At 65.9% G+C, this 13,814-nt stretch carries 14 protein-coding genes; 6 read left to right on the forward strand and 8 right to left on the reverse strand.

Annotation, left to right across the window (positions count from 1 at the left end; translation table 11 throughout):
* Window positions 1-125 precede the first annotated feature (125 nt).
* The 6 genes from PT015_RS09080 to PT015_RS09105 all read left to right on the forward strand — a co-directional run bounded on the left by PT015_RS09080 (window position 126) and on the right by PT015_RS09105 (window position 5,800).
* Window positions 126-1,628 carry an MFS transporter gene (locus PT015_RS09080; protein ID WP_285190291.1) on the forward strand — a complete coding sequence of 501 codons (1,503 nt, stop codon included), beginning with the start codon at window positions 126-128 and terminating at the stop codon, window positions 1,626-1,628.
* Between the two features lie 61 nt (window positions 1,629-1,689).
* On the forward strand, window positions 1,690-1,983 hold the full coding sequence (locus PT015_RS09085; protein ID WP_285190292.1) for a CDGP domain-containing protein: 294 nt from the start codon (window positions 1,690-1,692) through the stop codon (window positions 1,981-1,983).
* Between the two features lie 13 nt (window positions 1,984-1,996).
* Window positions 1,997-2,548 carry a hypothetical protein gene (locus PT015_RS09090; protein ID WP_285190294.1) on the forward strand — a complete coding sequence of 184 codons (552 nt, stop codon included), beginning with the start codon at window positions 1,997-1,999 and terminating at the stop codon, window positions 2,546-2,548.
* Between the two features lie 79 nt (window positions 2,549-2,627).
* Window positions 2,628-3,674 carry a hotdog fold thioesterase gene (locus PT015_RS09095; protein ID WP_285190295.1) on the forward strand — a complete coding sequence of 349 codons (1,047 nt, stop codon included), beginning with the start codon at window positions 2,628-2,630 and terminating at the stop codon, window positions 3,672-3,674.
* A gap of 75 nt (window positions 3,675-3,749) precedes the next feature.
* Window positions 3,750-4,943 (forward strand): amidohydrolase family protein, encoded by a 1,194-nt coding sequence (locus PT015_RS09100; RefSeq protein ID WP_285190296.1) that lies wholly within the window; start codon window positions 3,750-3,752, stop codon window positions 4,941-4,943.
* Window positions 4,944-4,951: 8 nt separating this feature from the next.
* Window positions 4,952-5,800, forward strand: coding sequence for an enoyl-CoA hydratase-related protein (locus PT015_RS09105; RefSeq protein ID WP_285190297.1), 849 nt, complete (start codon window positions 4,952-4,954; stop codon window positions 5,798-5,800).
* Here the strand turns inward: PT015_RS09105 and PT015_RS09110 are convergent.
* The 8 genes from PT015_RS09110 to PT015_RS09145 are packed head-to-tail and all read right to left on the reverse strand — an operon-like array spanning window position 5,797 to window position 13,786.
* On the reverse strand, window positions 5,797-7,494 hold the full coding sequence (locus PT015_RS09110; protein WP_285190298.1) for an FAD-binding protein: 1,698 nt from the start codon (window positions 7,492-7,494) through the stop codon (window positions 5,797-5,799). The two genes, PT015_RS09105 and PT015_RS09110, sit on opposite strands and share 4 nt — an antisense overlap.
* Window positions 7,491-8,837, reverse strand: a complete 1,347-nt coding sequence (locus PT015_RS09115) for an aromatic ring-hydroxylating oxygenase subunit alpha (protein WP_285190299.1) — start codon at window positions 8,835-8,837, stop codon at window positions 7,491-7,493. The genes PT015_RS09110 and PT015_RS09115 overlap by 4 nt, the downstream gene beginning before the upstream one ends.
* 9 nt (window positions 8,838-8,846) lie before the next feature.
* Entirely contained in the window at window positions 8,847-10,370 is a 1,524-nt protein-coding gene (locus tag PT015_RS09120; RefSeq protein WP_285190300.1) for an acyl-CoA synthetase, read from the reverse strand.
* Window positions 10,371-10,372: 2 nt separating this feature from the next.
* A complete protein-coding gene (locus tag PT015_RS09125) occupies window positions 10,373-11,242 on the reverse strand; it encodes an enoyl-CoA hydratase-related protein (RefSeq protein WP_285190301.1) in 870 nt (289 codons plus the stop codon).
* A 14-nt stretch (window positions 11,243-11,256) separates the two neighbouring features.
* Entirely contained in the window at window positions 11,257-11,496 is a 240-nt protein-coding gene (locus tag PT015_RS09130) for a lipoyl domain-containing protein (RefSeq protein WP_285190302.1), read from the reverse strand.
* Entirely contained in the window at window positions 11,489-12,487 is a 999-nt protein-coding gene (locus PT015_RS09135; RefSeq protein WP_285190304.1) for an alpha-ketoacid dehydrogenase subunit beta, read from the reverse strand. Before PT015_RS09135 ends, PT015_RS09130 begins: the two co-directional genes overlap by 8 nt.
* Before the next feature lie 4 nt (window positions 12,488-12,491).
* Window positions 12,492-13,430, reverse strand: a complete 939-nt coding sequence (locus tag PT015_RS09140; RefSeq protein WP_285191015.1) for a thiamine pyrophosphate-dependent dehydrogenase E1 component subunit alpha — start codon at window positions 13,428-13,430, stop codon at window positions 12,492-12,494.
* Between the two features lie 32 nt (window positions 13,431-13,462).
* A complete protein-coding gene (locus tag PT015_RS09145; protein WP_285190305.1) occupies window positions 13,463-13,786 on the reverse strand; it encodes a DUF4286 family protein in 324 nt (107 codons plus the stop codon).
* Window positions 13,787-13,814 lie beyond the last annotated feature (28 nt).

Below are 13,814 nucleotides of genomic sequence, written 5' to 3' on the forward strand. Positions count from 1 at the left end.
ACAGGTGAAGCTCATATCGGTTGCCGAATTCATCCGGCTGTCAGCGCGCGTTCAGCTAACTGACTTAGCGTCTGGCGAGGCTGGCACTGGCCGGTGGGTTGCGCGATGGCTCCGGGAGAGGCGACATGACGGACATGCTCGACAAGCCGCAGGTCAACGGCAAAACGGTGCAGGAATACATCGACGAATTGCCGCAATGGCCCGACGGCACCGCGCTGAAATCGATGCCGATGACCGCGATGCAGTTCCGCATCTGGGCGCTCGCCTGTGCTGGCAAGTTCTTCGAGGGCATGGTCGTGTTCATGACCGGCGTTGCCCTGCCGCTCATTTCGATCCAATTCCATCTCAACGCGACCGACAAGGGACTCGTCACCGCGTCCTCGCTGGCGGGCATCCTCGTCGGCGCGACCGCTCTCGGCGGCCTGGCCGACAGTTACGGGCGCAAGAAGATGTTCATCATCGAGATGATCATCTTCGCTGTGTTTCTCGTCGGGTTGACCGCCGCGCCGAACTTCATCACGCTGGTCGTCTGCCTGTTCGGCGCCGGCATCGCGCTGGGGTGTGACTACCCGACCGCGCACATGGTGATCTCGGAGAGCATCGCCACCTCGATGCGTGGCCGACTTGTGTTGAGCGCGTTCGCCTTCCAGGCCGTCGGAGCGTTCTTCGGCACGGCGCTGGGCTTCGGCATCTTGTACGCGAACCCGAACCTGGGCGCCTGGCGGATGATGTACGCCGCCGCGATCGTGCCGGCGGTCCTGGTCGTCATCGGCCGTCTCTACGTCACCGAGAGCCCGCACTGGCTGATCTCGAAGGGCCGCACCGAAGAAGGCGAGAAGGCCACCACCGCACTGCTCAAGCGCACCCCGCAGTACCCGAAGAGCGTGTCACTGGGACACCTCGCCCAGACCCACAAAGCCGCCGAGGAGCACGCGACCTACCTGGCGCTGTTCAAAAAGCGCAACCGTCGCGCGACGATCCTGGCATCGGTCCCGTGGTTCCTGCAGGACCTCGGCGTCTACGGCATCGGCATCTTCACGCCGACGATCCTGGGTGCCGTCATCGGCAAGGAGTCCAAGTCGCACGGTCTGGCCGACACCATCCACAACGACATCCTGGGCGCCAAGGGTTCGGCGATGATGGACGTGCTGTTCGTCCTCGGCGTCATCGTGGCCATCTTCCTGGTGGACCGGATCGGCCGCATCAAATTGCAAATCTGGGGCTTCATCGGTTGCGCGGCCGGCCTGCTGCTCTCCGGGTTGTCGATCAAGCCGGACGGCAGCAACACGATGTGGCTACTCTTCCTCGGCTTCACGATCTTCTACTTCATGGTCAACTTCGGGCCGAACGCGATGACGTATCTGCTTGCGGGCGAGGTCTTTCCGACCGAAGTTCGCGGCAAGGGCGCCGGCTTCGCCGCGTCGTTCGCCAAGATCGGCGCCGTGCTGACCGCCTTCATGTTCCCGATCCTGCTCAAGACGATCGGCACCACCGCGTTGCTCTGGGGCCTCGTCGTCTGCTTCCTGCTGGGCGCCGTCGTGACCTACTTCTTCCGGATCGAGACCACCGGCCTGAACCTGGAAGACATCGGCAAGGACGAGGCCTCGCCCGCCGCCACCACGTCCTAGCGCGGTACGCGTTCGGCGAATCACAAGGCGCAGAGCGACTCTCGCCACTAGCCTGCCCACCATGGAACGTCGCACGGCCGTAGCACTGGCCGCCACGCTGCTGGCTTCAGGTCTGCTGGCCTCAGCACCGCCGGCCGGCGCCGGCTGTCTGTACGGCGGAGGGCTGAGCATCAGCCGCTGCGACGATCCCGTCCAGCCCGACGGCACCTGGCAAAGGTGTGTCGAGACGCACCGGACGACCACCGACTCCAGCGGCTCCTCCATTTTCGGGCGGGAGCGCACCTGCAGGCTGATGGGCCCCGGCCAGTTCCCCCTGGGCATCGCCTTCGGCGACCCGCCAACGCACATCGATTAGCCCCCCGTCAGTCATGACCGAGGACGACGCCCTGTCGGACGCTCAGATCGCGGCGATGTCGCCGGCGCAGCGCCGTGACCTGATCCATCGGCTGGAGCGTCCGCTCGACGAGGTGTTTCCGCCGACGCTCGCGAGACGTATGCGAAGAAGTCGGTTGACCCTGATGGTGGGCGGCACCATCGCGTTGATTCCGTGGATGGTCTACCTGGCCTTCACATTGCCCGACAACTACGTGGCCCATAACTGGCCGGCCACCTGGATCGGCTTCGACTGCGTGCTGATCGCCTCGATGATCGCGACCGCAACGCTCGGCTGGCTACGCCGCCAACGGGTCATCCTCCCCGCGTTTACCACCGGAGTGCTGCTGATCTGCGACGCCTGGTTCGACATCATGACCGCCGGGACTGGGCAGGTGTGGGTGTCAGCGACGACCGCGGGCCTGATCAACGTGCCGCTCGCGGCGATCATGATCGTCGGCGCACTGCGGCTGGTGCGCCTGACGGCGGTGCGCATGTGGTTTCTCGACCCCGCGACTCCGGTATGGCGCCTGCCGCTGCTGCCCTGAGCGTCCTCCCGCCACGCCTCACCCCGTCGCGGTAACCTCATTCTCACAGCGCAACGCCATGAGATTGAGGGAGGGCGGCATGGCCATCAAGAGCGAAGCCGACGAGTCCAACGAGCCCACGGCCCGCGATGCCCGCTTCATCAAGACCGCCGTCGAAATACTGCGCGAGACCGGGCGCACCGACTTCACCGTGCAGGAAGTCGTCGCCCGCTCGAAGACGTCGCTGCGCGCGTTCTACCAGCATTTCAGCAGCAAGGACGAGCTACTGATCGCCCTGCTGGAACGGACCATGGCGCAGTCCAGTGCGGCCTGGCGGGCCGAGACGACCGGACTGGCGAGCACCGCGGCGATCAAGCTGATCATCGACCGGATCAGCGCCGAGCCCGAGTCGAGCACCCAGGACAGCCTCAACCGGGCGATGAACCTGTACAACCAGCACCTGTCCGAAACCCGCCCACGCGACTACGCCCGGGTGCTCTCGCCCCTGCACGATCTGCTCCGCGACGTCATCCGGCGGGGCATCAGCGAGGGGGTGTTCCGGCCGAACCTCGACGTCGGGCCGGCTGCCGCGATTGTCATGCAGACCATCCTCGGCGCGCTGCGACTGCATTGGCTGGGTGCCGAGTTGAACGGCGCGCCAATCGATTCCGCACACCTGTACGACTTCTGCGTTCGTGCGCTCGGCGCCGACGAGAGCGTGCAACCGGAGACCCCGACGCTGGCGGAGTTGTTCAACCAGATCGGGATGCGGCCGGGCAGCCACAACGGCCAGTTCGCGATGACCATCCCGGTCAGCCCGCAGGTGGTCAACACCTCCGGCGCGCTGCAGGGCGGGCTGATCGCCACGCTGATCGACGTCGCCGGCGGGCAGTTCGGGCTGGACTACCTGCAGGACGGCACCACGATGACCACCGCCGACATGAACATCCGCTATCTGCGACCGATCCGCCAGGGCACGGCCTACGCGGTGCCGCGGATGCTGCGGGGCGGCCGGCGCGCGCTGGTCATGCAGGTCGACGTGCTGACCGACGAAGGCGGCGACGAAGCCTTGCTCGCCTCGGCGACGGTGAACTTCGCCGTGATCAACGGGGCGACCCCGAAACTGCCGGACTGGCCTTCGAGCTGAAGCGGTTACCCGCCGCCCACACCGGGTGGTAACGTCATTACCACCAAGTGAGAACCAGCCCTTCAGGAGATCGCCATGCCGTCTCGCGAACTTTCCTTTCCCGTCTTCGACGCCGACAACCACATGTACGAGTCGGAGGAGGCACTGACCAAGTTCCTTCCGGACAACCGCAAACGCGTCATCGACTATGTCGAGGTCCGTGGCCGCAAGAAGATCGTGGTCCGCGGCCACATCAGCGAGTACATCCCGAACCCGACCTTCTCGGTGGTCGCCAAACCTGGCGCCCAAGAGGACTACTTCCGCAACGGCGCGCAGGGCAAGAGCTACCGCGAGATCCTCGGCGAGCCGATGAAGTCGATCCCCGCCTTCCGGGAACCGGCCGCGCGCCTGGAGGTAATGGACGAACTCGGCATCGACTACGCCCTGATGTTCCCGACCTTGGCCAGCCTGGTCGAGGAGCGGATGAAGGACGACCCCGAGATGACCCACGACGTCATCCACGCGCTCAACGAGTGGATGCACGAGCAGTGGTCGTTCAACCACAAGGACCGCATTTTCGCGACGCCGGTGATCACCCTGCCGATCGTCGAGCGCGCGCTCGAGGAACTCGAATGGTGTCTGGAGCGCGGCGCCCGCACGGTCTTGGTCCGCCCTGCCCCGGTCCCCGGATTCAAGGGCAGCCGCTCGTTCGGCCTCGAAGAGTTCGACCCGTTCTGGCAGGCCTGCGTCAAGGCCGGCATCCCGGTGTCGATGCACGCCTCCGACAGCGGCTACTCGGAGTTCGCGAACGTGTGGGAGCCCGGCGACGAGTTCCTGCCGTTCAAGCCGACCCCGTTCCGCAGCTTCGCGATGGGCCACCGGCCGATCCTCGACGCCATGGGTGCGTTGGTCTGCCACGGCGCGCTGTCGCGTAACCCCGACCTTCGGATCCTGTCCATCGAGAACGGCGCCGACTGGGTGCCGGATCTGTTCAAGGGCCTGACCGGTGTCTACAAGAAGATGCCGCAGGCGTTCGCCGAAGACCCGATCGAGGCCTTCAAGCGCTGCGTCTACATCACCCCGTTCTGGGAGGACCGCTTCACCGAGATCGTCAACATGGTCGGCACCGACCGGGTGCTGTTCGGCTCGGACTGGCCGCATCCCGAGGGCCTGAAGGACCCGATCAGCTTCGTCGACGAGCTCACCGACTTCAGCGAAGAGGACGTCGCCAAGATCATGGGTGGCAACCTGATGAAGCTGATGAAGGTCTCGGCGCCGGCCAACGCGTAGCCCCCACAATGGAGCGGCGCACGCTGGAAGCGGTTGTCTACGAACGTGAACCACCGATCGCGCGGATCATCCTGAACCGGGCCGACAAGGCCAACACCAAAGACGCGACGCTGGTGCAGGAGGTCGACGCCTGCCTGCACGAAGCCGACCGTGACCGTGAGATCAAGGTCGTGATCCTCAAGGCCAACGGCAACGGCTTCTGCGGTGGGCACGTCGCCCGCTGGGGTCCGGACGAAAACCCCTATCCCGATTTCGGCGACTCGTTCGAAGACCTCTACAAGGGCACCGCCGACCTGTTCCTCTGGCCGACGTTGTACCTGTGGGAGTTTCCGAAGCCGACCATCTCGCAGATTCACGGCTATTGCATGGGCGGCGGGATCTACCTCGGCCTGCTGACCGACTTCTGTGTGGCGTCCGAGGACGCGTACTTCCAGATGCCGTTGGCGCAGAGCCTCGGTGAACCCGGCGGGCACACCATGATCGAGCCGTGGCTGCTGATGAACTGGCACCGCACCATGGACTGGCTGCTGCTGGCGCCGACCCTGACGGCGGCCGAGGCGCTGGAGTGGGGCCTGCTCAACAAGGTGGTGCCGCGCGACCAGCTCGAGGACACCGTCGAGGAGATGGCCCGCAAGCTCGCCCAGGTCCCGTTGACGACGTCGATGGCGGTCAAGAACAGCGTCAAGCGCGCCTACGAGCTGATGGGCATGCGGGTGCACCTACAGGTCAGCCACATCCTGACGAACATGGTGGGCGCCGCGTCTGACGTTCAGGAGCGTCGGGCCCAGCTCATGCAATCCGGTTTGAAGCCAAGGGAATTCATCGGCCGCGAGGACGGCGAGCCGCAAGCCGACTAGCGGCTGCGCTCACCGGGTAGCGCGCGGCCGGCCGCATGCCGCGCGGCGACATAGCCGAACACCATCGAGCTGGCGATGCTCGCGCCGGCGCCCGGATAGGTGCGGCCCATGACGGTCGCGGTGTTGTTACCGGTCGCATAGAGGCCATCGATCACCCGGTCCTGCTCGTCGAGCACCTGCGCGTACTCGTTGGTGACGACCCCGCCACACGTCCCGACGTCGGCGGGCAGCACCCTGGTCGCGTAGAACGGCGCGCGCTCGAGCGGCCCGACCGCCGCGTTGGGCCGAAACCCCGGATCGCCGAGGCAGTCGTTGTACGCCGATTGCCCGCGACCGAAGTCGGGGTCGAGACCCTTGGCCGCGAACTCGTTGAAGCGCCGAACCGTCTGCGCCAATTCGTCTGCGGGAACGTCGATGTCGCGGGCCAGAGCCTCGATGGTGTCCGCGCGTCTGACCCCGCCCGATTCGACCAATTCGGCCGGCAATTGCTGGTTACGCTTGAGCGGGTTGACACTGGTGACGTAGCGCCGCACGTACCCTTCGTCGAAGATCATCCAGCAGGGCACCGCCTTGTTGGCGTACATCGCCTTGCCGACTTCCACGTAGGAGTTCGACTCGTTGCAGAACCGGCGGCCGCTCGAGTCGACGTAGATGGCCCCGGGCCGTTGCCGCCCCGAACCCAGTGACGCGGCGACGACCCGGTCGGGCAGGAACACCGAAGGCAGCCACCATGCTTCGTCGAGCAGGTCGACCTTGGCGCCGAGTTCCATCGCGGACTGCAGCACCTCGCCGGTGTCGCCGGCATTGGCGATCGACCACTTGGCGTCGTTGGGCTGATCGCCGCTGTACTTCTGACGCATCTCGGCGTTGTGCCCGAATCCGCCCGCGGCCAACAGGACTCCCTTGCGTGCCTCGACGTTGACCGATTCTCCGTCGTGGACGATTCGTGCACCGACGACCCGACCGTTCTCGACGATCAGGTCGGCGAACGTCGCGTTGATCCACAGCGGCGGCCGGCCGTCGCTGAGGTCGATCAACGACTTGAGCATCTGCCCGATCAGTGACGCCCCGTTGGTCAGGATCAGCCGTCGGCGCGCCCGCCCGGCTGCGGTGCGCAGGAAGACTTTGGTCGCAACCGCGAAAGCCTTTGGCGCACGGTTGAAGTACTGCACCGAGCGGAGCTCGTTGGTCAGCACGGTGTAGCCGTAGTTCTTGGCCAGCGACGGCTGCACCTTGTCGTGCCACTCCCCCAGCTCGGCGGCGTCGAACGGGATGCCTTCGACGGCGCGGCCGGCGGCGTTGCCGCCCTTGTGGTTCGGGTAGTAGTCACTCCAGCCGGCACACCGGATGAGTGCGATGCCGCGACGGATGAGGAAGTTGATCATCTCGTAGCCCGCGGTCAGAAACATCTCCCGGCGTTCGGGCGACGACGGCGCGCCGATGTCGCCGACGACGTCGGCCAGGTAGGCCAGGCCGTCCTCGTGCGAGTCGGCGATCCCGTCGGCGCGCATCAGCGGGTTGTTGGGCAACCAGACGATGCCACCGGACAATCCGGTCGAACCACCCACCAGCGCTTGCTTTTCCACGATCAGCGGCTCCAGGCCGCTGTCCAGCGCGGCCAGGCCGGCGACCATGCCACCCCCGCCGCTGCCCGCGATCAGGAGGTCGACCGACCGGTCCCAATGCGTCGTCATTGCGCCTCCGAGGTGAATCCGAGATCGGCGATCGGAACATCGATCGTGGTGTTGGTCTTCTGGATCGCGGGCAGCAGCGTCTCGTAGGGCAGACCGGCAAGGAATCCGTCGACGACGCGCTCGAAGTTCGAGATCAGCCCTTCGATCTGGCTGGACAGCCGCATGAATTCGAAGCCCTTGGAGTGCAGCCCTTTTTGCTGTTTAGGCAGGTTGGAAAAATCCTGGGCGGGGATCGGTGGCCAGCGCGGGTCGTCCGGCGCCAACGGCTCGGGCGGTGTCGGCTTGCCGGTCGACTGGTCGTCGGGCATGCGGGTCAGCGACCAGATTTCGAACAGCGTCTCCTCCGGGCCGAGCGGCCGGATCCGGTACGACGAGGCACTGCTGTAGGTGGGCAGGATGAAATGGTGCGGGAAGGCGAAATTGATCGCCTCGGTGATGCCCTGCCGGATTAGGCCGTTCAGGTCGGGCATCGAGCTACCCCGGGCGCGATGCCACTGCACCACCGCATCATTGAGCGCGCTGCGCCAAGCGGCCAGCGCCTCCGCGGGATCCGACGGCAGCGCGAGAGTCTGCATGCCTTCGGCGATGCGAATGTCGTTCTCGTGGGTCATGCCGCCCATGCCGTCGCCCAGCGTGCGCATGAAGTACAGGCTGCTGGCGACGACGGGATGCACGGCCTCCGAAGCACTTCCGGTGGACGCCGACGGCAGCAATTGTGGATGCGTCTGCGGAACGTGGTAGCCCTCCATGAACGCCGCGGTCGCCAGCTTCCAGTTCACCGGCAGCCGGCAGGACTGCCACCACTCGACACGCAGTGACTCGACTTTCCAGGCGTCGTAGATCGAGGCGAACGGCTCCATCCAGTCGCGCAGCGGTGGCGCGTCGTCGTCGAGATTGATCCAGACGCAGCCGCCCCAGATTTCGCTCTTGACGGTGATCAGTTGCAGGTCGTCGGCGGCCATGTTGGCGTCGTCGAACGCCTCGGGCCGTAGCACGAACGTGTTGCGCCCGTCGATCCCCCAACACCAGCCGTGGAACGGGCAGACGAACGTACGGCGATTGCCGTTGCCCTCCACCAGCTTCACCCCGCGGTGGCGGCACGCGTTGTGGTAGGCGCGGACGGTGTCGGAGTCGACCCGCACGACGATGACGGACTGGTCGAGGATCTCGTATTCGACGAAATCGCCGGTCTTGGGAATCTCCTCGAGCCGGCAGGCCATCTGCCACACCCGCGGCCAGAACAGTTCGGCCTCGGCCGCGTAGAAGTCGGGATCGTAGTAACGCTGCTTGGGAATCCGGCTCGGGTTCACCACCGCCCACGGCACTGTCGTCCGTTTTGTCATCGTGTCACCTCACAGGATCCGGGACGCCCGTCCCTGCCAGTACCGTTCGCGGATGCGCCGCTTGTAGAGCTTGCCGTTCGGGTCACGCGGGAGGGTGTCGAATTCGATTGTGCGCGGGCATTTGTAGCCCGCGAGGTGGGTTCGGCAATATTCGATGAGCTCGGCCTCGAGGTCCGGTCCGGCGGCGACGCCATCGGCCGGTTCGACGACCGCCTTGACCTCTTCGCCGAACTCGTCGTTGGGCACCCCGAACACCGCGGCATCGACCAGTTTGGGATGCATGGTGAGCAGGTTCTCGGCTTCTTGCGGGTAGATGTTCACCCCACCCGAGACGATCATGAACGTCGACCGGTCGGTGAGATACAGGTAGCCGTCGTCGTCGACATAGCCCATGTCGCCCAGCGAACGCCAGCCCCGGTCGTTGGAGACCGACGCCGTTTTGGCCGGGTCCTTGAAGTACTCGAATTTCGGCCCGCCCTCGAAGAACAGCTCGCCGGTCCGCCCGGCCGCGACCTCGTCGCCGTCGTCGCCGACCACGTGCACCGGTGACATCGGGATGCCCACCGATCCCGGGTGGGCGAGCCACTCGAGCGGGCCGATCGTGGTGCCGGCGAATCCCTCAGTGCCGCCGTAATATTCGTGAATGATCGGGCCGAACCAGTCCATCATCTGCTGCTTGACGTCGACCGGGCACGGCGCGGCCGCGTGGATGACACACTGCAGGCTCGACACGTCATAGCGGCGGCGCACCGACTCAGGCAGCTTCAGCATCCGGACGAACATCGTCGGCACGAATTGGGCGTGGGTCACCCGGTGCGTCTCGATCAGCCGCAGCACGTCCTCGGCGTCGAACTTGCGCACGATAATCGCCGCGGCGCCAACCCGATTGACCGCCATCGTGTAGTTGACTCCCGCCGCGTGATACATCGGCGCGGGCGACAGATAGACGCTCTCCGCAGTCATGCCGTACTTGTGGATCAGCGCCATCTCCAGCACCGACTGCGCCCACGAACCGTTGCCGTCGGTCGGCAACGGCCGACGAACGGCCTTGGGTCGTCCCGTCGTTCCCGAGGAGTACAGCATCTCCGAGCCGTCGGCCACCGCCGGCGGATCGCCCGCCGCCGCGACCGTCTCGGCGTAGGGCAACCAGCCGGGCAGGTCGCCGCCGACCGCGACGTGCAGGTGGTCGGAGCCGCCCAGGTGCGCGGCGAGGTCAACCATCGACGCGTCGACAAAGACCGCCTTCGCGTCCGAGTCGTCGATGACGTACGCGACCTCGTCGGGCGTGAAGTGGGTATTCACCGCGGTGTAGTAGAGGCCGGAAAGCTGGCAGCCCCAGGTGATCTCGAAGAATTCTAGCCGATTCGGCAACACCAGTGCCACGCCGTCACCGGGGCGCAACCCCGCATCATGCAGGGCTGCGGCGACCCGTTGACTTCTGGCGTACAAGTCGCCGAACGAGAGCACATCGCCGTCGGACATGACCAGCGCAGGCGAGGGGCCGGCGATGATCGCGTGGTCGGCGATGTTCACGACTAGCCGGATGCGCCGTCGGTCGATGCAGCCGCCGCGGCTTGCCGGCGGGCGTGCTCGGACGGCAGCACCTTGTCCTTGAACACGGTCTGGATCAGCTGCTGTACGTCCTTGCTGATCGAGGCGAGCGCGACGAGATCGTTGGAGCTCTGCCAGTGCACCCGCATTCCCATCAGCTCCCAGGCCCGCTTCAGGTTGGCCTTGGTGAGCATCAGCGTCGTCAGCGGCGCCTGCGCGATGTGGCGGGCGATCGCGTCGACCCGGTCGTCCAGGTCTTCCTTCTTGACCACCTCGTTGACCAGACCGACTTCCAGCGCCTTCTTCGCGTCGATCACCTCGGCGGTGAACAGGTAGTAGGCCGCCCGGCGCCAGTTCATGAACACCCAAGGCTCGATGGAGCATTCACCCGAGGGCATGCCGAAGCCCTGCAGCGGCGGGTAGGAGAAGTAGGCGTCCTCGGAGGCGATGACGATGTCGGTGGTCAGGCCCATGTGGGTGCCGCCGCCAACGCAGTAGCCGTGCACCTGCGCGATGGTGGGCTTGGAGAACTCCCACAGGTTCAGCGTCGGCTTGACGAACAGATCCGACTGCGCCTTCCACGGGTGACCGGTCACCATGGCGTTCTCGACGAACGACGGGTAGTCGACGGCGTTGTTGCCGATCGCGTGCCCGGAGCAGAAGCCCTTGCCGTTGGCCTTGAGCACAAGCACCTTGATGTCATAGTCGCGGTCGGCGTCCAGCAGCGCGGCGTCCACTTCCTCGGCCAGCTTCTGGTCTTGCGCGTTGGCCTTCTCCGGCCAGTTCAATGTGATCTTCGCGATCGGGCCATCCTTCTGGTAGATGATCCGTTCACGAGTTTCATTGAGATCCATATATTTTCGCCCTTCTACTGTGAAGTGATGACGCCGATTTGCGCGCCGATGTCGTAGGTCGTGCCGATCTCGCCGGTCCACTGCACGGTGCCCGATGCCCCGGCTACGATTTCCTGTTCCACCTTCTCGGTGGCGATCGTGAAGAGCGGGGCGCCCTCGTCGACGTGCTGCCCAGCCGGGACGAGCAGTTCGGTCAGCTCGGCCTCGGAGACGGCGACCGATACCCGCGGGATGCGAACCACGAAGTCAGCCATGGGCTTCCGCCCGCTCGAGCGTCCGCTGCGCGGCGGCGACGATCCGCTGCGGCGACGGGTACACCAGCGCTTCGAGCGCCGCGGCCGCTGGGTTGGGAACGAACCTGGCCGCCACCCGCTCGATCGGCGCCGCGAGTTCGCCGAACAGCTCGGCCTGCAGGATCGCGGCAACCTCCGCGCCAGGCCCGGCGAATTGCACTGCGTCGTGGACGATCACCGCGCGGCGGGTCCGGCGCACGGACTCGACGAGGGTGTCGACATCCAGCGGGACCAGCGTGCGCAGGTCGACGACCTCCGCGCTGACTCCCTGACCCGCAAGCATTTCCGCGGCGGACAGCGCGTCGTGCACGGCGCGGCCGTAGCCGATCAGCGTCACGTCGCTGCCGGGCCGCTTGATGTCGGCCTCCCCCAGCGGGATCCGGAACTCCGCGTCGACGGGCACCGGGCCCTTCTTACCCTGCAAGCGCACGGTCTCGACGAACAGACAGGGGTCGGGATCGAAGATCGCCGACGCCAGCAGGCCTTTGCCGTCACGCGGCGTGGAGGGCACGATCACCTTCATGCCCGGGATGTGCATGAACCACGCCTCGAGGCTCTGCGAATGCGTTGCGCCGGTGGCCAATCCCGCGTAGACCTGGGTGCGGATCGTGATCGGAGCGGTAGTCCGGCCCGCGGTCATGAACCGCAGCTTGGCGGCGTTGTTGATCAACTGGTCGGCGGCGATACCGATGAAGTCCATGATCATGATCTCGGCGACCGGCAACATCCCGTCGATGGCAGCGCCGATCGCGGCGCCGACAATCGCGGCCTCCGAGATCGGGGTGTCCAGCACCCGTTGGTGGCCGTACTTCGTCGAGAGCCCGGCGGTCGGCCCGGACGCTCCCGGGTCGGCGATGTCCTCACCGAGCAGGAACACCCGCTCATCGCTGTCCAACGCCTGATCCAGCGCGAGGTTCAGCGCCTCACGCATCGTCATCTCTTTGTCGCTCATGCCATTACACCGGGTACCTGATCGGGGTTGCGTACACGTCGTGGTCCAGTTCGTCGGCCGTCGGTGACTCGGCGCTCATCACGGCCTGCAGCGCGGCCTCTACGGTCGCCAGCGCCTCGCTGTCGATGCCGTCCAGCTCGGCCGCGGTGCAGACGCCCGCGTCGGCCAGGTGCGCCCGGAATCTTGGCACCGGGTCGGCCTCCATCGCGGCGGCCAACTGCTCCTCGGGGATGTAAGGCATCCGGTCGCCAAAGTAATGGCCGCGGAAACGGAATGTCACGCACTCGACGAAGGTCGGGCCGCCGCCGCCGCGGGCGCGCTGAAGCGCCTCGTCCAGAACGGCTTTCACCGCCAGCGGGTCGTTACCGTCGACGCGCACGCCCGGCATGCCGTAGCCGGCCGCCCGGTCGGCGACCTGCGCGATCTTCATCGTGTCCTCGGTCGGGGTCATCTCGGCGTAGAGGTTGTTCTGGCAGACGAAGACCATGGGAAGATCCCACAGCGCCGCCATGTTCGCAGCCTCGTGGAAGGAACCGGTGTTGGTCGCACCGTCGCCGAAGCTGACCACCGTGACGCGATCGGAACCTTTGCGCTGGGCCGACATCGCGAGGCCGACCGCCACCGGCGGCCCGGCGCCCACGATCCCGGTTGACAGCATCACGCCGTTCTCCGGCTTGGCAATGTGCATCGTGCCGCCCTTGCCGCGGCTGGCGCCGACCACGCGGCCCATCATCTCGCCGTAGATCTCCTCGAGCGGAACGCCTTTGCCGATCAGGTCGTGCAGCCCGCGGTACGTCGTCACCAGTTGGTCGTCGGCACGCAGCGCCACGCCCATCGCGGCGGCGATCGCCTCCTGGCCGCGCGACGGCCAGTACACGCACATGAACTCTCCGGTGCCGATGCCCTTGGAAAGCCGGTCGTCGGCGGCCTTCATCAGGACCATCAGCTCATAGAGGCGCTTCTGGACCGCTTCAGTCACTTTGTGTAGGACCCAATCTCCCGATACACCTTGGGAATTGGTGGCGGGCTGTCCATGCTGAGGTATTGCAGCGACGACATCTTGCCGCTGGCCCCGAGTTCACCCAATTTCGCGACCACGCCGTCGAGGTCGTCGCAGTCGAGTTCGTAGATCGCAACGAATGGACCTTCGCCGTCGGTCGGCGCGAACCGGCGCGCCGAGACGATCCCGTCCACCGAGCAGATCTCGGCGAGGTGCGTGTCGTTGTACCAGTCGTGGTATTCCTGCTCGAGGTCCGACGACACCGGCATGGTCTGCAGGTAGATGACGCCTTTAGGCATTGCTTGACCTTTCCAATTCGCTTGCGTC

It is taken from the genome of Candidatus Mycobacterium wuenschmannii (assembly GCF_030252325.1).
GTDB lineage: Bacteria > Actinomycetota > Actinomycetes > Mycobacteriales > Mycobacteriaceae > Mycobacterium > Mycobacterium wuenschmannii.